Annotated in this window: 21 protein-coding genes; 19 read left to right on the top strand and 2 right to left on the bottom strand. The window is 67.7% G+C overall.

Annotated elements, in window-relative coordinates; genetic code table 11:
* Positions 1-18 precede the first annotated feature (18 nt).
* The 6 genes from DXK93_RS02130 (at position 19) to DXK93_RS02105 (ending at position 6,921) form a co-directional block, all read left to right on the top strand.
* Positions 19-330, top strand: a complete 312-nt coding sequence (locus DXK93_RS02130; protein WP_119449242.1) for a PepSY domain-containing protein — start codon at positions 19-21, stop codon at positions 328-330.
* A 73-nt stretch (positions 331-403) separates the two neighbouring features.
* On the top strand, positions 404-1,747 hold the full coding sequence (locus DXK93_RS02125) for a ferric reductase-like transmembrane domain-containing protein (RefSeq protein ID WP_233564491.1): 1,344 nt from the start codon (positions 404-406) through the stop codon (positions 1,745-1,747).
* Positions 1,748-1,809: 62 nt separating this feature from the next.
* Complete coding sequence (locus DXK93_RS02120; RefSeq protein WP_119449240.1) at positions 1,810-3,144, top strand: sorbosone dehydrogenase family protein; 1,335 nt, start codon at positions 1,810-1,812, stop codon at positions 3,142-3,144.
* 19 nt (positions 3,145-3,163) lie between these two features.
* Entirely contained in the window at positions 3,164-3,868 is a 705-nt protein-coding gene (locus tag DXK93_RS02115) for an SDR family oxidoreductase (RefSeq protein WP_119449239.1), read from the top strand.
* Between the two features lie 99 nt (positions 3,869-3,967).
* Positions 3,968-5,533, top strand: a complete 1,566-nt coding sequence (locus tag DXK93_RS02110; protein ID WP_119449238.1) for a DUF1800 family protein — start codon at positions 3,968-3,970, stop codon at positions 5,531-5,533.
* Positions 5,530-6,921, top strand: a complete 1,392-nt coding sequence (locus tag DXK93_RS02105; protein WP_054451598.1) for a DUF1501 domain-containing protein — start codon at positions 5,530-5,532, stop codon at positions 6,919-6,921. The genes DXK93_RS02110 and DXK93_RS02105 overlap by 4 nt, the downstream gene beginning before the upstream one ends.
* A 22-nt stretch (positions 6,922-6,943) precedes the next feature.
* Here the strand turns inward: DXK93_RS02105 and DXK93_RS02100 are convergent, their stop codons facing one another.
* Positions 6,944-8,581, bottom strand: coding sequence for an acyl-CoA synthetase (locus DXK93_RS02100; RefSeq protein ID WP_119449237.1), 1,638 nt, complete (start codon positions 8,579-8,581; stop codon positions 6,944-6,946).
* 36 nt (positions 8,582-8,617) lie between these two features.
* A complete protein-coding gene (locus DXK93_RS02095; RefSeq protein ID WP_119449236.1) occupies positions 8,618-9,907 on the bottom strand; it encodes a hypothetical protein in 1,290 nt (429 codons plus the stop codon).
* Between the two features lie 101 nt (positions 9,908-10,008).
* On the opposite strand from DXK93_RS02095, the gene DXK93_RS02090 reads away from it, so the two are divergent.
* The 13 genes from DXK93_RS02090 (at position 10,009) to DXK93_RS02030 (ending at position 21,815) form a co-directional block, all read left to right on the top strand.
* Complete coding sequence (locus tag DXK93_RS02090; protein ID WP_119449235.1) at positions 10,009-10,854, top strand: GntR family transcriptional regulator; 846 nt, start codon at positions 10,009-10,011, stop codon at positions 10,852-10,854.
* Between the two features lie 73 nt (positions 10,855-10,927).
* Positions 10,928-12,109, top strand: a complete 1,182-nt coding sequence (locus DXK93_RS02085; RefSeq protein ID WP_119449234.1) for an ABC transporter substrate-binding protein — start codon at positions 10,928-10,930, stop codon at positions 12,107-12,109.
* Positions 12,110-12,175: 66 nt separating this feature from the next.
* Complete coding sequence (locus tag DXK93_RS02080; RefSeq protein WP_119449233.1) at positions 12,176-13,105, top strand: ferritin-like domain-containing protein; 930 nt, start codon at positions 12,176-12,178, stop codon at positions 13,103-13,105.
* A gap of 17 nt (positions 13,106-13,122) precedes the next feature.
* Positions 13,123-14,028, top strand: coding sequence for a hypothetical protein (locus tag DXK93_RS02075; protein ID WP_054451604.1), 906 nt, complete (start codon positions 13,123-13,125; stop codon positions 14,026-14,028).
* Positions 14,029-14,053: 25 nt separating this feature from the next.
* Positions 14,054-14,932 (top strand): branched-chain amino acid ABC transporter permease, encoded by an 879-nt coding sequence (locus DXK93_RS02070; protein ID WP_225588902.1) that lies wholly within the window; start codon positions 14,054-14,056, stop codon positions 14,930-14,932.
* Between the two features lie 11 nt (positions 14,933-14,943).
* Positions 14,944-15,960 (top strand): branched-chain amino acid ABC transporter permease, encoded by a 1,017-nt coding sequence (locus DXK93_RS02065; RefSeq protein ID WP_119449232.1) that lies wholly within the window; start codon positions 14,944-14,946, stop codon positions 15,958-15,960.
* On the top strand, positions 15,953-16,732 hold the full coding sequence (locus DXK93_RS02060; protein WP_054451607.1) for an ABC transporter ATP-binding protein: 780 nt from the start codon (positions 15,953-15,955) through the stop codon (positions 16,730-16,732). The genes DXK93_RS02065 and DXK93_RS02060 overlap by 8 nt, the downstream gene beginning before the upstream one ends.
* Positions 16,725-17,438 (top strand): ABC transporter ATP-binding protein, encoded by a 714-nt coding sequence (locus tag DXK93_RS02055; protein ID WP_054451608.1) that lies wholly within the window; start codon positions 16,725-16,727, stop codon positions 17,436-17,438. The genes DXK93_RS02060 and DXK93_RS02055 overlap by 8 nt, the downstream gene beginning before the upstream one ends.
* 18 nt (positions 17,439-17,456) lie before the next feature.
* Positions 17,457-18,329: an alpha/beta hydrolase gene (locus DXK93_RS02050; protein ID WP_054451609.1), complete on the top strand. Its 873-nt coding sequence runs from the start codon at positions 17,457-17,459 to the stop codon at positions 18,327-18,329.
* 19 nt (positions 18,330-18,348) lie between these two features.
* Positions 18,349-18,741 (top strand): RidA family protein, encoded by a 393-nt coding sequence (locus DXK93_RS02045; protein WP_119449231.1) that lies wholly within the window; start codon positions 18,349-18,351, stop codon positions 18,739-18,741.
* Positions 18,742-18,775: 34 nt separating this feature from the next.
* Complete coding sequence (locus DXK93_RS02040; RefSeq protein WP_054452248.1) at positions 18,776-19,537, top strand: SDR family NAD(P)-dependent oxidoreductase; 762 nt, start codon at positions 18,776-18,778, stop codon at positions 19,535-19,537.
* A 14-nt stretch (positions 19,538-19,551) separates the two neighbouring features.
* Positions 19,552-20,775 carry an acyl-CoA dehydrogenase family protein gene (locus tag DXK93_RS02035; RefSeq protein ID WP_119449230.1) on the top strand — a complete coding sequence of 408 codons (1,224 nt, stop codon included), beginning with the start codon at positions 19,552-19,554 and terminating at the stop codon, positions 20,773-20,775.
* Positions 20,772-21,815 carry a phosphotransferase gene (locus DXK93_RS02030; RefSeq protein ID WP_054452249.1) on the top strand — a complete coding sequence of 348 codons (1,044 nt, stop codon included), beginning with the start codon at positions 20,772-20,774 and terminating at the stop codon, positions 21,813-21,815. Before DXK93_RS02035 ends, DXK93_RS02030 begins: the two co-directional genes overlap by 4 nt.
* The last annotated feature ends 121 nt before the right edge of the window (positions 21,816-21,936 follow it).

The raw sequence follows: 21,936 nt of genomic DNA, 5'->3' as shown, positions 1-21,936 counted from the left end.
CAACCTAGGAGCCATTCCATGACCGCAATCCGCAACACCCTGGCCGCCCTGGCGCTTGGCGCCGCAACCCTGACCGGCGCCGCCGCCGTGCACGCCCAGACGACCGCCCCGGCGCCGGCCCAGCCCGCCGCCACGGCCCCCGCCAACGCGACGCTGACCGTGCGCCAGATCTACGACACGCTGACCGCCGCGGGCTATCGCAACATCACCGAGATCGAGCTCGAGCACGGCCGCTACGACGTCAAGGCCGACAACGCGCAAGGCCAGCGCGTGAAGCTGCGGGTCGACGCCCAGAGCGGCGCCGTCCTGCGCAGCCGCATCAAGGACTGAAGCGCCGGCGCCTACGCGCCTACCCCGCTCCGCCCGCATCCGGCGGGCCGAGCGTCCCGACATGGACACCATCATGAAACCGATAGGAACCGGCGCCGCCATAGGCGGCTTTTTGCTAGTCCTGACCCTGGCCTGGGGCCTGGACGCGTTCATCCTGCAGCCGCCGGCCACCGGCGCCTGGTACTGGGTGGCGCGCCAGCAAGGCCTCTACCTCACCGGCGTCTGGTCCATCGGACTGATGGCATTGATCATGCTGCTGGCGCTGCGGCCCGCGTGGCTGGAACGCCCGCTGGGCGGCATGGACAAGATATACCGGTTGCACAAATGGGCCGGAATCCTCGCAGTATCAGCCGGCGCCGCGCATTGGTTGCTGAAGCTGGCCAGCGGCCCCTTGAAGAGCCTGGCGGACGCGGGCAACCGCCCCGCCCGCGACGTCGTGCTGACGCTGTTCGAAAGCTCGCGCGGCCTGGCCAAGGACCTGGGCGAGTGGTCGATCTACCTGCTGCTGGCGATGCTCGCAATCACCTTGTGGCGGCGCTTTCCCTACCGGGGCTGGCGTCTCCTGCACCGCGCGATGCCTGTGCTGTTCCTGGCGCTGGTGTTCCACACGGCAGCGCTGGCTCCCGCGCGCTACTGGAGCGGTCCGGTCGGCCTGCTGCTGATTCCGCTGCTGGCCGCCGGTTCTTATGCCGCCCTGGTGGCGCTGCTGGGACGCGTGGGCAGCGGCCGCCGCGCGCAAGGCAGGATCGTGTCGCTGGCGCACCAGCCAGGCGATATCCTGGAGGTCAGCTGCGAACTCGACGCCAATTGGCGGGAGCATCAGGCGGGACAGTTCGCCTTCGTCACGTTCGACCGCAAGGAAGGCGCCCATCCCTACACCATCGCCAGCGCCCCCGTGGCGGGCGAACCTCGCGTCACGTTCCAGATCAAGGCGCTGGGCGACTACACCCGCGGCCTGGCGCGCACGCTGCGCATCGGCCAACCGGTCGCCGTCGAAGGCCCCTATGGGCGCTTTCAACTGGAGCCGGACGCTGCCGCAACATCGCAGGTCTGGGTGGCGGGCGGCATAGGCGTCACCCCTTTCCTCGCATGGCTGGAAGCCCTGCAGGAAGGACAAGCGCCAACGCCGCGCGTGTGGCTGCACTATTGCGTGCGCGATGCCTCGGCAGATCCTTTCGTGCCGCTGCTCAAGGAACGCTGCGCCGCGCTGGACGGCGTGACGCTCGCCATCCATAGCGCGCACGATGGCGATACGCTGACGGCTGGAGCACTGGCGCAGGGCGAGGTGGCCGCGGGCCGCGTCGCCGACGTCTGGTTCTGCGGCCCTGCCGGCCTGGCCGACGCCCTCAGGCGCGGCCTGCGCAAGCTGGGCGCCAAGCCCGTGCGCTGGCATCAGGAGGCGTTCCAGATGCGTTGAGCGCGCCGGGGCTACGGAGGTCCAAGCGTATGATGGACCTCACCGCCCCCGGAGCATGCGTCATGCCCACCCCCCGCATTCTGCTGGCCGCCGTGATGGCCGCCGCCACTCTCAACGCCTGCGGCGAAATGGCCACCTTGCCGGTCGAAGCCGGCATGGGCCCGTCGCCTCAACTGCCCGCCCCCAATCCCACCACCATACCCACCGTGAAGACGGCCAAGGCCGTGGGCTGGCCCGCGGGCGCACAGCCCGTCGCAGCCAACGGGCTGTCGGTAACGGCGTACGCCAGCGGCCTGGATCATCCGCGCTGGCTGTACGTGCTGCCCAACGGCGACGTGCTGGTAGCCGAGACCAACGCGCCGCCCAAGCCCGAGTCGGCTTCCGGCGGCTTCAAGGCCTGGGTCGCCGGCCTGGTGATGAAACGCGCCGGCGCCAGGACCCCCAGCGCAAACCGCATCACCCTGCTGCGCGATGCCGACCACGACGGCATCGCCGAAACGCGCAGCGTATTGCTCGACGGCCTGAACTCGCCCTTCGGCATGGCCTTGATCGGCAATCAGTTATACGTCGCCAACGCCGACGCCGTGCTGCGCTTTCCCTACGAAACCGGCCAGGAGCGGATCACCGCCCCCGGCGTGAAGGTCACCGACCTGCCTGCGGGCCTGAACCACCACTGGACCAAGAACCTGCTGGCCAGCCCCGACGGCAGCAAGCTGTACGCCTCTGTCGGCTCCAACAGCAATGTCGGCGAAAACGGCATGGACATCGAAGAGGGCCGCGCCGCCATCTGGGAAATCGACGTGGCCAGCGGCAACAAACGCCTGTACGCGACCGGCCTGCGCAACCCCGTGGGCATGGCCTGGGCGCCCGACGGCAAAACGCTGTGGACGGCCGTCAACGAGCGCGACGAACTGGGCAGCGACCTGGTGCCCGACTACATGACCTCGGTGCGGGATGGCGGTTTTTACGGCTGGCCCTACAGCTACTTCGGCCAGCACGTCGACAGCCGGGTCCAGCCGCCGCGTCCGGACCTGGTAGCGCGCGCCATCGTGCCCGACTACGCGCTGGGCCCGCACACCGCCTCGCTGGGGCTGGCCTGGTCGGGCGGGTCGCGCCTGCCCGCGCCCTACACGGACGGCATGTTCGTGGGCCAGCATGGTTCGTGGAACCGCGATCCGCGCAGCGGCTACAAGGTCATCTTCGTGCCGTTTCGCGACGGCAAGCCCGACGGGCCGGCGCGCGACGTGCTGACGGGCTTTCTGAACGAAAGCGGCGAAGCCCAGGGACGGCCGGCAGGGGTGGCGATAGACCGCCAGGGCGGCCTGCTGACGGCCGACGACGTCGGCAATGTGGTGTGGCGGGTCGCTCCCGCTTCTACAATGGCCGCTCCCAAATAATTCAAGACCAGGAGTGAGCATGAGCACGGAAAAAGTGGCAATCGTCACCGCCGGCGGCAGCGGCATGGGCGCGGCGGCGGCGCGCAAACTGGCGGCTGACGGCTGGCGCGTAGCCATCCTGTCCTCCTCCGGCAAGGGCGAGGCGCTGGCGCAGGAACTGGGCGGCCTGGGCGTCACGGGATCCAACCGCTCGCCCGAAGACCTGGCGAGGCTGGTGGACGCCACGCAGCAAAAATGGGGCAGGATAGATGCCGTGGTCAACAGCGCCGGCCACGGCCCCAAGGGCCCGCTGCTGGAGATCAGCGACGAGGACTGGCACCTGGGCATGGAGTTCTACCTGCTGAACGTGGTGCGCATCGCGCGCCTGGTCGCGCCGGTGATGAAGCAGCAGAAGTCCGGCGCCATCGTCAATATCTCGACCTACGCCACCTTCGAACCCGAAGCGCTGTTCCCGACCTCGGGCGTGTTCCGCGCCGGGCTGGCCGCCTTCACCAAGGTGTTCGCCGACGAGTACGCCGAACACAACGTACGGATGAACAACGTGCTGCCGGGCTTCATCGACAGCCTGCCTGAAAAGGAAGACCGCCGCACGCGCATTCCGATGGGCCGCTACGGCACCGCCGAAGAAGTCGCCGACCTGATCGCGTTCCTCGCATCCGACGCTTCTTCCTACATCACCGGCCAGAACATCCGCATCGACGGCGGCATCACGCGTTCGGTCTGAAGCTCATGCTTTAGGACTAGTCTCTCGTCCGAATGACGGTATTGAAGCCTGCCCGGGGCTTCAGTACCGTAGGTTTTCGCATTCGACGAGGTGCCGCGCATGTCCGCTACGCCGTCAGCGGCTGCGCCGCAGTCCGCCGATACTTCCCACGCAAAACCGACCCCGGGCCAGGCCTCGCGTTTCCTGGCGCAGGCCACGTTCGGCCCCACGCCCGCCGAGATTGACGCCGTGGTGCGCGACGGCTACGCGGCCTGGCTGGACGCGCAGCTGGCCATGCCGCCGTCGCAGACCCATTTCGACTGGCTGCTGCAGCAGCGCAAGAACACCGAGGAGTTCAAGGGCAACGGCATCAACGCGCCCCTGGAATCCACGCTGTGGCGCAAGTTCATCTCGGCCCCGGATCAGGTCCGCACGCGGGTCGCGTTTTCCCTGTCGGAGATCTTCGTGGTGGGCGTATCGTCCATCACCGCGTCCTGGCCATTGTTCGGCGCCGCGGGTTTCATGGACCTGCTGGCCGAGCATGCCCTGGGCAACTACCAGCAACTGCTGACGGCTGTCACGCGCAACCTGTCCATGGGCTGCATGCTGACCTATCGCGGCAACCGCAAGGAAGATCCCAAGACCGGCCGCCATCCCGACGAGAACTATGCCCGCGAAGTCATGCAATTGTTCAGCATCGGACTGTTGGAGCTGGAACCGGACGGCGCCAAAAGAATGGTCAACGGCGCGCCCGTGGAAACGTATACCAACGCGGACGTGCAGGGGCTGGCCAAGGTCTTCACCGGCTGGGACATCAACGGCCCCGAAACCGACGTCGAATTCCACCGCCGCCCCATGGCCTTGAACAATGCGCTGCACTCGCTGGCCGAGAAGCGCTTTCTGGGCGCGGTGGTGCCGGCAGGCACCGACGGTCATTTGTCGCTCAAGCGCGCCATGGAAGTGATCTGCGCCCATCCCAACGTGGGCCCCTTCATCGGCACGCAGCTGATCCAGCGGCTGGTCACCAGCAATCCCAGCCGCGCCTATGTCGCGCGCGTGTCGGCCGCCTTCAACGACGACGGCAGCGGCAAGCGCGGCAACCTGAAGGCCGTGGTGCGCGCCGTCCTGCTGGACCCGGAGGCGCGCAACCCCGACCTGGCCGCGCCCGGCTGGGGCAAGGTGCGCGAACCCATCGTGCGCTTCGCGGCCTGGGCGCGGGCTTTCGGGGCGACCTCCAACAACGGCGCCTGGGCCATGCCGGACACCACTGACAACACGATCCGGCTGGCCCAGAGCCCGATGCGATCCGCCAGCGTCTTCAATTTCTTCCGTCCGCGCTACGTGCCGCCGGTGACCGAGCTGGCGCGCAGGAACCTGGTGGCGCCGGAACTGCAGATCACCGATGAGACCAGCATTGCCGGCTACCTGAACTTCCTGGCCATCTATGTGGACCGGGGGTGGGAGGATCTGCAGACGCCCTACGCCGCCGAGATCGCGCTGGCGCAGGATCCGTCCGCGCTGGTGGCGCGGGTGGCGCTGCTGCTGGCGGGCGATGCCTATTCCGCCGAGACCGCCGGCAGCATCGCGCGCGCCGTGGCCACGATACCGGCGGGCCGGCCGCGCGACCGCGTGCGCGCCGCCATCATGCTGGTGGCCGCCAGCCCCGAATACCTGGTGCAGAAATGAAGAATTCCCGCCACGCCGCGCAAACCAGCCGCCGCGAATTCCTGCTGCGCGCCTGCGCGTTGGGCGCCACGGGCGCCGCCGCGCCACTGGCGCTGAACCTGGCGGCCCTGGGCGCGGCTGCGGCGCAATCAGCGCCAGCCTCCTCGTACAAGGCGCTGGTCTGCGTGTTCCTGTACGGCGGCAACGACCCCTACAACTCGCTGGTTCCCTACGACACGGCCGCCTACAAGGCCTATGCCCAGGCGCGCACCGACATCGCCCTGCCGCGCAACGCCCTGCAGGCCACGGCGCTGCGCGGCAAGGAACCCGCCTCCGGCGGCGCCCAGTTTGCGCTGGCCCCATCGCTGGCTCCGCTCAAGCCCTTGTATGAAAGCGGCGACATGGCAGTGCTGCTGAACATCGGTCCGCTGGTTGCGCCCACCTCCAAGCAGGAATACATAGGCGCGCGCGTGCCACTGCCGCCCAAGCTGTTTTCCCACAACGACCAGCAGTCGTACTGGCAGGCGCTGGCGCCGGAAGGCGCGGCGTCGGGCTGGGCCGGGAGGCTGACGGACCTGTTCGCGGACGCCAACGCGCAGCGCACCTTCACGGGCATCACCGCGGGCGGCAGCAGCGTGCTGCTGGCCGGACGCAAGATCGCCGGATACCGCGTGGGCATCAACGGCTCCACGCAGATAGACCTGCTGGGCCGCGACATGTATGGCTCCAGCGCCTGCACGGCCTTGCTGCGCCAGCTCATCACGCAGCCGCGCGAGCACCTGATGGAACGCGAGATGTCGCGCATCGCCGCGCAGTCCATCGACGCCGACGGGCGCCTGCGTGCAGCCCTCGCGGACGTGGCCGTGCCGGGCGAGTTCTCGTCCCCCCTGGCGCAGCAGCTGAAAATCGTCGCCCGCATCATCGCGGCGCGCCAGGCGCTGGGCGCACGCCGCCAGGTTTTCTTCGTCTCGCAGAACGGCTATGACAACCACGCCGGACTGAACGACACCCACCCCGCGCTGCTCAAGGAACTGGGCCAGGCGCTGGCCGCGTTCCAGCAGGCGCTGTCCGCGATAGGCGTGGCGGACCAGGTGACCACGTTCACGGCATCCGAATTCGGCCGCACCCTGGGCTCCAACGGCAACGGCTCCGACCACGGCTGGGGCTCGCATCACTTTGTACTGGGCGGCGCGGTCAAGGGCGGCCGCTACTACGGCAGCCATCCGGAAATCGCCCTGGACGGCCCCGGCTTCGTCGACAACGGCCGCCTCTTGCCGACCCTGGCCGTGGATCAGCTGGGCGCGTCCCTGGGCGGCTGGTTCGGCGCCAGCCGCGAGGATCTGGGGCTGGTGTTCCCCAATCTGCGGCGCTTCGACGCGCAGGCGCTGGACCTGCTGCCGCGCGCTTAGGGCCGCGCCGGCGGCGGCGAATTCACAGCTGCCGCGCCTGTTCGCGCAGCAGATACTTCTGGATCTTGCCCGTGGCGGTTTTGGGCAACGGGCCGAACACGAAAGTGCGCGGCACCTTGAAACCGGCCAGGCGGCCCCGGCAGAAGCTGGTCAGTTCTTCCGCCGTCGCGGCGCTGCCATCCTTCAGCGTGACGAAGGCGCAAGGCGTCTCGCCCCACTTGGCGTCCGGCCGCGCCACCACGGCGGCTTCCAATACGGCGGGATGCCCGTACAACGCATCCTCGACCTCGACGGTCGAGATGTTCTCTCCGCCTGATATCACGATGTCCTTGGCGCGGTCCTTGACCTGCAGATAGCCGTCGGGATGCACCACGGCCAGATCGCCGGTATGGAACCAGCCTCCGGCGAAGGCTTCCGCCGTGGCCTGCGGGTTCTTCAGATAGCCCTTCATGAGCGTGTTGCCGCGCATCATGATTTCGCCCACGGTGACGCCGTCCGGCGGCACGGGCGCCAGCGTGGCGGGATCCAGCACGCGGACCTGTTCCATCGTGTGCTTGCGCACGCCGATGCGGGCCTTCAGCGCAGCCTGCTCATCCAGCGGCAGATCGCTCCAGGCCTCGTGCCAGGCACAGCTGATCGACGGACCGTAGCTCTCCGTCAGGCCGTACAGATGCGTGACGTCTATGCCCAGTTCGTCCATCGCCGCGATGACGGCGGCCGGAGGCGGAGAGCCGCCGGTGAGCGCCTGCACCGGCCGGATCGCGCGCCGCTTGATTTCGGGCGGGCTGTTGATGAGCATGCCCAGCACCACCGGCGCGGCGCAGAAATAATCGACCCCATTCGCCTGGATGGCGTCGAAAATGGCGCCGGCCTCGACCCGCCGCAGGCAGACATTGGTTCCCGCCAGCAGCGCGATGGTCCAGGGAAAGCTCCAGCCATTGCAGTGGAACATCGGCAAGGTCCAGAGATACACCGCATGCTGGCGCATATCGCAGGCCAGGGCGTTGCCCATCGCATTCAGATAGGCGCCGCGATGGTGGTACAGCACGCCCTTGGGGCTGCCGGTGGTGCCGGAGGTGTAGTTCAGGCACAGCGACTGCCATTCGTCCGCCGGCCAGGGGAACCCGGCCGCCGCGTCGCCCGTCTCCAGCAGGGCTTCGTAGTTCATTTCCCCGAGCAGTTCGCCCGGCCCGCCGTATTCGGGATCGTCGATGTCCACCACGCGGATGCGCCTGCGGGTCTTGGCCAAGGCCTGCGCCATGACGGGCGCGTACTCCCGGTCCGTCAGCAGCACCACCGCGGCGCCATGATCCAGGATGAAGGACAGTGTTTCGGCGTCCAGCCGGGTGTTCAGGGCATTGAGCACCGCGCCCGCCATGGCGACCCCGAAATGGGCCTCGTACAGCGCCGGGATATTGGGCGCCATCACGGCCACCGTATCGCCGGGCCGCACCCCCAGGCGCGCCAGCCCGCTGGCCAGCCGGCGGCAGCGTGCATAGGTTTCGCGCCAGCTCTGGCGCAGTGCGCCATGGACGATGGCAGTGCGTTCCGGATAGACCTTCGCCGCGCGCTCGATGAAGGTCAGCGGCGAAAGCGCCAGATGGTTGGCGCTGTTGCGTTCGATATCCAGGACTTGCAGGTCGGGGGTGTCGGCGGGCATCGGAGTCTCACAGTAGCGAAACGCTCACCACGCCCTTCAGGCGTCGGCTGGCGGGGTCAGGCCGCGCAGCGTCGCGCGCAGCAGGGAATCGCTCAGGTCCGCATCCGCCTGCATCAAACGCTGCAGCAGGCGGTCAGGGCTGTCGCCGGGAGTCTCCAGATGCCAGCCATACAGGTGCAGCCCGTTCAGCACATAGGCATCGTCCAGGCCTTCCAGCACGGCATGCCGGCGCGGCGCGCGCGCGGACGGCGGCAAGGCATTGTCGGCGCAGTCCGCGACGAGGATGGAAGTCGGCCTGGAAAAGTAATCCGCCACCCGCACGCGGGCCTCTTCCAGCCGGCGTAGCGCCGCGGCATCCAGAGGTTCATCCGCCAGCCGCACTTTGAGCAGCAGGTTGCGTTGATCGAGTTCAACGATGTGCAGGTCTTTCTCGACCCAGTCCGCATGCACTGGCGCGCTCTTGCGGCGGAAGACTTCCGCGGCCGCCAGCCCCGCTCCCAGGCCTTCGCCAGCTAGCAGCTGCTTGAAAAAGTCGCGCTCGGCCATGGCGCGGTCCAGTTCCTGCAATTCCAGGTCGAGCGCATGGCGCTCGCGCAGGCATTGCGCGCGACGGGCGTGCAATTGCTCGTCTGCCGGGCCGCGCTGCAGATCCAGCCACCCCGCCAGACGCACGCCGCTGCGCTGGCCCAGGCGTTCGATGCAGCGGCGCAGCTCCTGCAGAAACAGCGCCGCGCCCGCTTCGTCCTGCGCCAGATCCGGCGCCAGCGCCGGAAGCAGCAGCAGGCGGCCCGGCGGCTCACTGGCGTAGCTTGCCAGCGTCATGCCCTGGCCGTCCTCGAGTATGCCCGCGCCCGGCGCCTCGGCGAGAGTCGCGCAGGGCTGAAAACAGCGCGCGGCTTCGGTGAAGAGCGTGCGGAAAGGCTCGCCCGCCTGGCGCGGCAGCGCAGCGCCGTCGATCGGCTGGCTGCGCACCCGCCGCGGCCAGAGCGGATCGGACCAGTCGTAAGGAAGAATGTCCTGCAAGGTATGCACTCCCACCGTGCGCGGCGCGGGCACCAACGCCACCAGGGTGCCGCCCGCGGCCAGCAGGCGCTTGAATTGTTCGCGCCAATGGCGGCTGGTGGCCAGCAGCCATTCCGACGCGCCCACCCCCAGCACCGGCGGATCGGCGCGTTCGCAGGCCGCCTCCAGCGCGGGGTACAGGCCGGCGGGATTCCATATGAGCACGTCCGCCCGGTCCAGCGAGGCGGGCTGATCAAAGGACAGAACGGCATCCAGGCTGTGGGGCGGGAGCGCCAGCGCAAGGTCGAGCGTAGAAATATTCATATCGCTAATCCGTACTTGACTTTCGAAATCAATATATCATAAAGTCTAGTTAACTAGACAAATATACAAATCCTATATACATATTCCGGAAACCAGCTGTCATGTCCACTCTTACGAACGTCCGCAGCGAGTCCCCCGTCTCCAGCAGCCCCGTGGCGCTGGACCGCGACTCCCCTCTGCCGCTCTATGTGCAGATCAAGCGGCGCGTGCTGATGATGATCCTGAACTGGCAGCAGGAAAGCGACCGCTTCCACACCGACCACGAGCTGAGCGAACAATTCAACGTCAGCCGCATGACGGTGCGCCAGGCCATCCAGGAACTGGTGGACGAAGGCTATCTGCGGCGGGTCCGCGGTTCCGGCACCTTCGTCTGCGCCCCCAAGATCGACGAGCAGTTCAGCCCGGCCATGGACTTCATCGACCAGTGGTCCGCACACGGCCGTCCCCTCAGCCTGCGGGTGCTGCACTGCGCCCAGGAACCGGCCTCGGCCGCCGTGGCGCGCGAACTGGACATGGCGCCCGGCACCCCGGTCTGGAGCATCCTGCGCCTGCGCACGGTCCAGCAGGTGCCGATCTCGATCGACTACCGCTATGTGCGCACCGACCGCATCCCGCACATCGACGCCCGCCAGGCCGAGGCGGGCTCCCTGCTGGAGCTGATCGGCCGCCAGGTCGAGCTGGCCTACGGCAACCTCAAGATCGAGGGCGGCGCGGTGCAGGCCGAACATGCCGATTACCTCAGCCTCCTGCCCGGCGACCCCGTCCTGACGCGGCACCTGGTGTATTTCGACAAGCAGGACCGGCCGGTCATGTCCGGCCTGTCGCATTACCGCGCGGACCAGGTCCGGTACTCGGTGCGCGTACCGCTGCAGAACGGCGCAGGCAAGACGGACCAGGTGTCGGACTCGCTCGAGTTCCGCAACCCACCCGGCGTGGCGGAGGCCTAGCCGACTACGTTTTCGCTGTTCGTGGAAGTTGCTGCACCCCCTTAAATCCCGCATCAGGCACAGGAGTAGCACCATGACTTGCTTAAAGACGTTTCTGGAGTTCTCGCGCCGCGCGGCCATCGCGCTGCCGGCCGCCGCGCTGATGCTGGGCATGCACGCCGCCAGCGCGCAGGATACGGTGCGGATAGGATCCATCCTGTCCGTGACCGGTCCCGCCGCCTTCCTCGGCGAAGACATGAAGGCCGGCATGGAAATGGCCATCGACGACATCAATGCCGCCGGCGGCATCGGCGGCAAGAAAGTCGAATGGGTGTTCTACGACGCCGAAAGCCAGACCGCCAAGGCCATCAACGCCACCAAGCGGCTGCTGTCCCAGGACAAGGTGGACATCATTGTCGGCGGCGGCAACATGAGCGGCATCGCCATGGCCATGGTGCCGATGGTGGACAAGGCCGCCACGCCCTTCATTTCCACCGAAGGTTCGATGCAGATCGTGATGCCGGTGGCCGAACGCAAGTACGTGTTCAAGAGCACCGTGGACGACGACCAGGTGATCGACCGGGTGCTGGACTACTTCGACAAGAAAGGCATCAAGCGCGCCGCCCTGCTGGCCGACAACAGCGGCTTCGGCCAGAGCGCCGTCGAACAGATGAAGCGGCTTGCCGCCAAGCGCGGCATCGACATCACGTATGAATCCTTCAACCCCGCCGACACCGACCTGACCCCTCAGCTCACGCGCATCAAGAATGCGTCGGTGCTGGCCATCATCTGCTGGACCGTCACCCCGGCTGGCGTGGTGTTCATCAAGCAGGCGCAGCAGCTGGGCCTGGACAAGCTCACCCTGGTACACAGCTACGGTTTCGTCGACCAGCGCTACATGAAGCTGGCCGGCGACTCGGTCAAGGACCTGCTGCTGGTCAGCGTCAAGTTCCCGGTGGGCCAGGACCTGCCCGACGCCGACCCTATCAAGACGCGCATCGTGGACCTCAGCAAGCGCTTCGAGGCCCGCTACAAGCGCAAGCCCAACCAGTTCGTGGCCCAGACCTACGACGCCATCATGCTGGCACGCGCCGCCCTGGACAAGAGCGGCGGCGACAAGGAAAAGACCCGCGAACAGCTGACCGCCATCACCGGCTACCAGGGCGTGGGCGGGGTCTTCAATTTCTCGCCCCAGCGCCACTCGGGCCTGGATAAGGACGACATCGTCATGCTGGGCTACCGCGACGGGCAGTTCCGGCTGGCCGACTACAAGTAAAGCAGTTCCATCTCCGCAACCTCCACTCACGCGCGCCGCGGGCGCTGCAAACCAGGGAGTGCAGTCATGAACGTAGCAAGCGCCGAGCCGCGTACGATCCTGGACGATCCGGAAAGCATCTTTCCGCTGGACCTGGACACCCGGATCCCCAAGATCCGCGACCTCTACCACCTGGCAACGGTCAAGCAGTGGGACCCGCGCACCGACATCGACTGGCATCTGTTCGACGCCTCGCAGTACACGCCCGAGCAGCGCTACGCGGCCCGCCAGTACTGGAGCCGCCGGGCCTGGAGCGAATACGGCGCCATCTCGGAAAGCCCTGCCCTGCAGATCCGCTTCTGCCACGACAAGTGCGAACCCGACCTGCGGCTGTTCTTCACCATCCGCTCACAAGAGGAAAGCCGCCACGCCGAAGCCTGCTACCGCATGGCCGAAGCGCTGGGCGGCTACATGGAGCAGCCGGCCCAGGCCGCCTACCAGGGCTCCGTCGCCACCCATGGCGTGCGCAAGATGGCGCTGGATCCCGAGGTGTCGGTCGAGGCCATTCTCGCGGCGCTGGTCTGCGCCGCCGAGGAAATCGCATTCGACGTCTTCCGCCACCTGGTGGAAATCACCCGCGATCCCGTCGCCAAGCAGATCTGCGCCCGCATCATGCGCGACGAGGTTCGGCACTGCGCGTTCGGCTGGCGCTTTCTCGACCACCGCATTCCGCAGATGTCCGCCGCCGAAATCAAGGTGGTGGAAAACGCCGTGATCAACATGATGGAAAAGGTCGAGCTCAACGGCTATCACAGCGCATGGCTGGCGCCCGACAATCCGGCTTCTCGCGCCGAAATGGAAGTGGACCGACTCACCTGGGAAGCCGGCCTGGGTTCCACGGTCGAAGAACTGGAGAAGCCCCTGTTCGTTGAAACCGTGCAGCGCGTGCGCCGCCAGATGGAGCCTTGGGGCGTGCATCTGCCCCTGCTGCACCACCCGAAGATCGGCGAATTCTGAACGCGAGGAAACCCGACATGAACGCAGCCACGACAAGAATTCCCGTTGAGCGCCGCTTCCCGCTGACGCTCAAGCAGTCCATCACCTCGATCCGCGAACTTTACGAAACCGGCAAGCAGCAGCGCTGGGCGCCGGAGACCGATATTCCCTGGGCCAGCCTGGATCCAGGCGCCCTCGACGCGCAAGTCCGCGATGCGGCGCGCCTGACCTGGAGCCGCCGCGCCTGGGTGGAATACGCCGGCTTGAGCGAAACGCCGGCGCTGCTGGTGCGCCTGTGCCTGGAGAGCGGCCGCGAGTCCGACCCCAAGTACTTTCTCACCGTGCGCAACACCGAGGAAGCCTGGCAGATCGAGTGCTTCCACCGCTACGCCACCTTGCTGGGCGGCTACCTGAACCGCCCGCCCAGCCCGCAGCAGGAAGCCATCTTCAACCAATGCCGGCACCGCCAGGTACTGGATGCCGCCTGCCATGCCGACGCCTTCTTCACCACGCACGCCGCGGTGGAAGACGGCCTGGAGCTGGAACTGTTCCGGGCCTACCTGGAGAACGCCCGGGAACCCGTTGCCCGCCGCATCCTGGAACAGTGCGTGCAGGCCAAGGAGCGTCACGCCACCTTCGGCTGGCTCTATGTGGCCGAACGCGCCGCGGCCTGGTCCGACGCCGACCGCGCCGCCGTGGCGCAGGCCGTGTCGGGCTATCTGAACGAGGTCGAACTGCGCGGCTACCACTGCCCCTGGCTGGCAGAGCCCGACGGCGCCGAAAGCCGTGCCAACGCGCTGACGGCCGAAGCGGGCCTGGGCGCTGCGTCCGCAGACCGGGAGTATGAGGTCCTGTGGTCGTACCTGGAGACGGTGACGCGGCGCCTGGCCGAGTTCGGCGTCGAACTGCCCGGCATCGCGCTCACCTCGCGCCGTCCCAACTGAGCGGCGCCGGGGCTTCGCCATGGACATGTCCGCGCAAATCATCCAACTGCTGGTCGCCGGCATCACCACCGGCAGCATCTACGCCATCGTGGCGGTGGGATTCAACGTCATATTCAAGAGCACCGACGCCATCAACTTCGCCCAGGGCGAATGGGTCATGATGGGCGGCATGGTGGCGGCCGCCTGTTATGCGGTCGCCGAACTGCCGCTCTGGCTGTCCTGTCTGGCGGCGGTGGCCCTGGTGGCCTTGGCGGGCGGCCTGTCCGAACGCCTGGTGATCCATCCGCTGAAAAAGCCCGCGCCCCTGCTGGTGACGCTGCTCAGCATCGGCCTGGCCATCTGTACCAAAAGCCTGGTGATGCTGGGGCTGGGCAAAACGCCGATGGGCTATCCCGCATTCTCGGGCGACACGCCGGTGCCGCTGGCGGGCGCGCAGATTCCGCCGCAGAGCTTCTGGGTGATGGGGGTGGCGCTGCTCTTCATGCTGGGCACGCATTTCTTCTTCGAGCGCACCCTGCTGGGCAAGACCCTGCGCGCGACCGCCATCGACCGAGACGCCGCCGCGTTGGTCGGCATCAACGTGCGGCGCTCGGTGACGGTGGCCTTCGTGCTCGCGGCTCTGGCCGGCGGCATCGCGGGCGTGATCATCGCGCCGCTGACCTTCACCTCCTATGACCACGGCACCATGCTCGGCTTCAAGGGCTTCAGCGCGGCCATGCTGGGCGGGCTGGGCAGCTTGCAGGGCGCCTTGCTTGGCGGCGTGCTGCTGGGCGTGATCGAGGCGCTGGGAGGCGGCTTGATTTCCTCGCAATACAAGGACGCGCTGTCCTTCATCGTGCTGTTGCTGGTGCTGTTCTACCGTCCCCAGGGCTTGCTGGGCAAAGCCGAAATCAACAAGGTCTGAAGGGGGTGACGATGAAATCCGAAATCCATCCGCCCGGGGACGGCGCGCGCCACGACCTGCGCATCCTGCTGGCGCTGTGGGGCCTGTTCCTCCTGTTTCCGCTGGTGGCGCCGAACAGCTATGCCGTAGGCCTGGCGGTGACGTTCAGCATCAACCTGATGCTGATCGCCAGTCTCAACCTGCTGATGGGCTACTGCGGGCAGATATCCATGTGCCAGGCCGGCTTCTTCGGCCTGGGCGCCTATGTCAGCGGCGCCTTGTCGGCCAAGTACGGCCTCCCCGCACTCGCCTCCATCCCGGCCGCGCTGGCGGTCGCAAGCACGGCGGCGCTGTTGATCGCCCTGCCCGTGCTGCGGCTGCGCGGTCACTACCTGGCGATGGCAACGCTGGGATTCAACGCCATCCTGTCGGTGCTGTTCGTCGAACTGGTGGACTACACCGGCGGCCCCAACGGCCTGTCGGGAGTCGAGCCCATCACCATCGCGGGCTATGCCTTCGATACCGACCGGCGCTTCTTCTACCTGGCCTGGGCCGCGGGCCTCCTGCTGATGTGGGGCTTCCTCAACCTGACCCGCTCGCGCATCGGCCGCGCCATGATCAGCGTGGCCGGCAGCGAGGTCGGCGCGGCCAGCCTGGGCATCAACACCTATGCGCTCAAGGTGGCGGTGTTCGTGCTTTGCGCCGCGGTGGCGGCCCTGGCGGGTACGTTCTATGTCCATTTCAACCAGTTTGCATCGCCGGAAACCTTCAGCTTCTCCGCATCGGTGCTGCTGCTGGTCATGGTCGCGGTCGGCGGATGGGGCAAGTACTGGGGGCCGCTGTTCGGCGCGCTGGTCTACACCGCGGTGCCGGAACTGCTGCGCGCCTTCCACGACGTGGAGCTGCTGCTGTTCGGGCTGGGCATGATCCTGGTCCTGATGTTCTTCCCGGGCGGGCTGGCGGGACTGGCGCAGCGGCTGTGCCGGCGTTCCGCAAGCCTGCCCGCATCCCCGGTGGCGGCAACGAAGGGAAAGGTGCGCCATGGCTGATCACGATTTCCTGTCGGTGCGGGACCTGGGCATCAATTTTGGCGGACTGGCCGCGCTTGCCGACCTGTCCTTCGATCTGAAGCAAGGGCAGATCAAGGGGCTCATCGGTCCCAATGGCGCGGGCAAGAGCACCTTGTTCAACATCGTCGCGGGGCTGCTGCAGCCCGGCAACGGCGACGTTTGCTTTCGCGGCCGCTCGGTGCGGGGCCTGCCGCCGCACCAGCGCGTCAGGCTGGGCATCGCCCGGACCTTCCAGAACCTGCAGATCTTCAAGGACCTGACGGTGCTGGAGAACGTCATGGTGGGCTGCCATGCGCGCTTCGGCTCCGGCCTGTGGGCCTGCATGCTGCGCACGCCCCGCCAGCGCCGCGACGAGCGGCAGATGCGCGACATCGCGATGCAACGGCTGGAGCAGCTGCATCTGGCCCGCCAGGCTGATGTGCTGGCTGCGGACCTGAGCTTCGGCCAGGCCAAGATCCTGGAAATCGCCCGCGCCCTGGCCGCCGATCCCACCTTGCTGCTGCTGGACGAACCCGTCGCGGGCGTGCCGCATGCCGAAGTGGCGCAGGTGGCCCAGGTCATACGCGAAGTGAACGCCAGCGGGGTAACCGTGCTGCTGGTCGAGCACAACATGAGCTTCGTCATGCAGCTGTGCGACGACATCCTGGTCCTGAACTACGGCCGCAAGATCGCCGAAGGCCAGGCCGACGCGGTGCGCGTCGATCCCCTGGTCCTGAAGGCCTATCTCGGGGAGGACATGCCCGATGCTTGAAATCACCAATCTGTGCGCCTCTTATGGGGCCGGCGACGTCCTGCGGGAAACCAGCCTGGAGATTCCCGCCGGGCAGATAGGCTGCCTGCTAGGCGCCAACGGCGCCGGCAAGACCACGGTCATGCGCAGCCTGAGCGGCCTGCTGCGCCCCCTGCGCGGCAGCGTGCGCTTTGAGGGCGAAGCGATAGAGGCGCTACCCGCCGACCGCATCGTCGACCGCGGCATCGTGCTGGTGCCCGAAGGCCGGCGCGTTTTCGCACCGCTGTCGGTCAGTGAAAACCTGGAAATGGGCGGCTATAAACTGCTCAAGCAACGCCGCCAATCCGAGTTCCGCCGCAACCTCGACTTCGTCCTGGACCTGTTCCCGCGGCTGTCCGAGCGCGCCCGCCAGGCTGCGGGAACGCTGTCCGGCGGCGAACAGCAGATGGTCGCCATCGGCCGGGCCCTGATGAGCAGCCCGCGCCTGCTGATGCTGGACGAACCGTCCATGGGCCTGGCGCCCCTGGTCGTGAAGGACATCTTCCTGTCGCTGCGGCGGCTCAAGCAGGAAGGACTGACGCTGTTCATCGCCGAACAGAACGCCAGGCTGACCTTGAGCGCCGCGGACTACGGCTACGTGCTGCAGGAAGGCCGGGTGGCGTATTCGGGCAGCGCCCAGGCGCTGCGCGACGATACACGGGTACAGGCCGCCTATCTGGGCGCCTGACAGGAGACAGGTGAAGCGATGACGTGTTCTTCCCAGGAGCAGGCGATCGATCCGGAGCAGGAAGCGCAGTACAACCTGCGCGCCCGGCACCCCGAACGCGAGGAAATCTACTTTACCTATGCGCGCCGCAGCGCCGACACGCGCAGCCGGCGCGAGGCGCGCCTGGACCTGCGCTTCGGCGAGCGGCCCTCGAGCGTGCTGGACCTGTTCGTTCCCGACCACGTGCCGGCGCCGCCGCTGCTGGTCTTCATCCATGGCGGCTATTGGCGCGCCCTGGACAAGCACGGCTTTTCGTTCATCGCCGACGAGTACCTGGCGCGCGGCGTCGCGGTGGCGCTGCCCAACTACACGCTGGCGCCGCACGCGAGCGTCTCCGAGATCGTCGACGAAGCCTGTACGGCCGTCTCCTGGCTGACCGCGCAGGGAGAGCGCCACGGCTACGACGCCAGCCGCATCGTGCTGTCCGGCCATTCCGCCGGCGGGCACATGGCCGCCCGCGCGCTGTGCCGGGACCTGGTGCCCGCCCTGGCGGGCAGGATACGCGGCTACGTGGGCTTGAGCGGACTGTTCGATCTGGAACCGCTGCTGCGCACTTCCATCAACCGCGATCTCCACATGAGCGCGGCCGAAGCCCGCAGCCTGGGGCTGTACCAACGCGTCGCGTTGTACGAAGTGCCCATGGTGTTCGCCGCCGGCGCGCTGGAAACCGAGGGCTTTCGCGGCCAGAGCCGGGATTTCTCGCAGCATTGCGCCAGCCATGGCCACGAGGTGGAGAACCTGGTGGTGCCGCAGCGCAACCATTTCGATCTGCTGACCGATTTCGCGGGCGGAAGCTATCCGCTGTTCAACAAGACGCTCGATCTGCTGCTGCCCGGCGCGGGCCGGGCCTGATCTTTCACGAGGAGTCCCTATGGCAGGCCAACCACTCAATCCCGCGGGCGTCTGCGCTCCGCTGGGCCCCTACAGCCAGGGCGTGCTGACCGAAGGCCCCGGACGCTGGCTGCACATTGCCGGCCAGGTGGGAGTATCGTCGGAGGGCGCGCTCGCCCAAGGCTTCGAAGCCCAGGCCCATGCCGCCTGGCGCAACATCCAGGCCATGCTGGAGGCTGCGGGGATGAATGCGGGCGATCTGGTCAAGGTCGTGACCTACATCACGGATGAAAGCCAGTTGCCGCTGCTCGGCCCCGTCAGGCTGGCCTATCTGGGCGAGGCCCGTCCCGCCGCGACGCTGGTCGTGGTGCGCGCCCTGGCGCGGCCCGAGTGGCTGATCGAAGTGGAAGCGTCGGCGTACAAGCCTGCATGACCCGCGCGGCGGCATCGCCGGAAGGAGGATGAGCATGTTCGAGGACCTACGCAACAAGCGGGCCCTGGTGACCGGCGCCTTTGGCGGACTGGGCGCGGAGTTCGCGCGCACCCTGTCCGCCGCGGGCGCGCACGTGGCTCTGGCCGGGCGCAGGCTGCAGGCCGGCGAGCAGCTGGCCGCGGAACTGGCCGCCGCCGACCGGCAGGCCTGCGCCATCGCGCTGGACGTGACCCAGCCCGACAGCGTCGCGGGTCTGTTCGATGCCGCATCCGAGCGCCTGGGCGGCGCCATCGACATCCTGGTCAACAACGCCGGCATTACCACCGCGCGCCCTGCGCTGGAACACAGCGAAGCCGACTGGATGGACGTGATCGACGTCAACCTCAACGGCACCTGGCGGGTGGCGCAGGCAGCCGGACGCCACATGCAGGCGCACGGCGGCGGCAGCATCATCAACATCGCTTCCATCCTGGGGCTGCGGGTGGCCCAGCAGGTTCCCGCCTACGCCGCCTCCAAGGCCGCGCTGATCCAGCTGACGCAGGCCCTGGCGCTGGAATGGGCGCGCCACGGCATCCGCGTCAATGCGCTGGCGCCAGGCTACATAGAAACCGACCTGAACCGCGAATTCTTCGCCAGCGACGCGGGGCAGGCGCTGATCCGGCGCGTGCCGCAGCGCCGGCTCGGGCAGGCGCGGGAGCTGTCGGCTCCCCTGCTGCTGCTGGCTTCCGACGCCTCTTCCTTCATGACCGGATCGGTCCTGGTGGTGGACGGCGGACACCTCATTTCCACGCTTTGACTCCGGGACGCAATATGGACTTCAGCCTCACGCCAGAAATCGAAAGCTACCGCCTGCGCATCAAGGACTTTGTCGAGACGCACATCCTGCCGGTGGAGGCGGATCCGTCCTCCTACGACGAACACGAGAACATCCGCGAGGAAGTCCTGCAGCCGCTGCGCCGCCGCGCGCGCGAAGCCGGTCTGTGGGCCTTGCAGATGCCGCGCGAACGCGGCGGCCAGGGCCTGTCGCGCGTTGGCATGGCGGCCTGCTACGAAGAAATGAACGTGTCGATCTTCGGACCCGTGGTGTTCAACAGCGCGGCGCCCGACGACGGCAACATGATGGTGCTGGAAAAGGTCGCCACCGAGGCGCAGAAGGCGCGCTGGCTGCAACCCATCGTGGACGGCAAGGTGCGCTCCTCGTTCGCCATGACCGAACCGCATCCCGGCAGCGGCTCCGACCCTTCCATGATGCGCACCACCGCCACCCTGCAAGACGGCACATGGCGGGTGCATGGCAAGAAATGGTTCATCACCGGCGCCGGCGTGGCGCAGCACTTCATCCTGATGGCCAAGACCTCGGACGATCCGCGCAAGGGCCTGACGGCCTTTCTGTTCGACGCGGACCAGCCCGGCTGGCGCATCGAGCGGCGCATTCCCATCATGGGCCCGGAGGAACACGGCGGCCATTGCGAACTGGTATTCGACGGACTGGAGATTCCTGACGAAAACCGCCTGCTCGGCGTGGGCGACGGTCTGAAGGTCACGCAGATCCGCCTGGGGCCCGCGCGGCTGACGCATTGCATGCGCTGGCTGGGGCTGGCCCGCCGCTCGCTGGCGATCGCGCGCGAGTACGTGGCGACCCGGCAGAGCTTCGGCACCGCGCTGGCCGAACGCGAAGGCGTGCAATGGATGCTGGGCGAATGCGCCATGGCGATCGAAATCGGCCGCCTGCTGACGATGCGCGCCGCGGTCGCCCTGGACCAGGGCAGCTACGCGCGCAAGGAAGTCTCGATGGCGAAGATCGTCGTCTCCGAAACGCTGCACAAGGCGGTCGACACCGCCATCCAGCTGACCGGCGCGCGCGGCTATTCACGCGATACGGCGCTGGCCTGGATCTACCGCTACGCGCGTCAGGCCCGGCTGGTCGACGGCGCCTCGGAAGTGCACAAGATGGTGCTGGCTCGGTTCCTGATGGACGAAGGCGACGACTTCTGGCGTTGGCAGGCGCAGGACGCGGCCGGGGCGCAATCGTGACGGGCGCGGCGGCGGACGCCATCGACGGCCAGGACGCGCTGGCCGCCTACCTGGTGCGCGCAGGGTATGCGGGACGGGCGGAGGAAGTGGCGCTGCGCCGCCTGGCCGGCGGCCAATCGAATCCGACCTACGTCGTGACCACGGACAAAGGCCAGTACGTGCTGCGCAAGCAGCCCGCGGGCAAGCTGCTGCCCTCGGCGCACGCCATCGACCGGGAATTCCAGGTGATGCGGGCGCTGCAGCGCAGCGACGTGCCCGTGCCGCGCATGCTGGACTATTGCGCCGATGACAGCCTGCTCGGCACGCCCTTTTATCTGATGGACTACGTGCAGGGACGCAGCTTCGTCGACCCCGCCCTGCCGGGCCTCGCGCCGGCCGAGCGCGCCGCCATCTACGCGGAAACCAGCCGCGTGCTCGCGGCCCTGCATCAACTGGATTACGCGGCCCTGGGCCTGGAAAGCTATGGCCGTCCAGGCAACTACTACGCGCGCCAGATATCACGCTGGACGCGGCAATACCGCGAAAGCCGGCCGGCGGCCGACCTGCCCGCCATGGAAGCGCTGATCGACTGGCTGCCGCGCAACATTCCCGCCAGCGACGAAACGCGCCTGGTGCATGGCGATTTCAGGCTGGACAACCTGATCTTCCATCCCACCGAACCCCGCGCGCTGGCCCTGCTGGACTGGGAGCTTTCGACACTGGGCCACCCGCTGGCGGACCTGGCCTACTACAGCATGTGCTGGCGCGTATCGCCGCAGCTGTGGCGCGGCGTGGCCGGCTCCGACCTCGCCGCGCTGGGCATCCCCAGCGAGGACGAAGTCGTGGCCGCGTATTGCCGGGCGCGCGGGCTTGCGGGGGTGTCCGATTGGGGCTTTTATCTCGCCTACAGCTTCTTCCGCATGGCCGCCATCCTGCAAGGGGTTGCCGCGCGCGCCTCGGGCGGCAATGCCGCAGCCGACGACGCCCGGTCCATGGGCGCCAAGGTGGAACCGCTGGCAGAGCTGGGATGGGAGTGCGCGCGCAACGGCAGCGCGGGTTGACGCAACGGCGTCGAGGAGCGGGCTGAAAGCGCCAGGCGGCGGACTGGCGTCCGCGGCGCAACCGCTCTATAACCCGATAATCGCGCCGGCGCGTCAGCCGGCCGTCCCCACTTCCCCCGCA

It is taken from the genome of Achromobacter sp. K91 (assembly GCF_003576205.1).
Classification (GTDB): Bacteria; Pseudomonadota; Gammaproteobacteria; order Burkholderiales; family Burkholderiaceae_B; genus Achromobacter; species Achromobacter aegrifaciens.
Note: the sequence above shows the minus strand (reverse complement) of the source record. Positions and strands in the feature narration are given on the sequence as shown.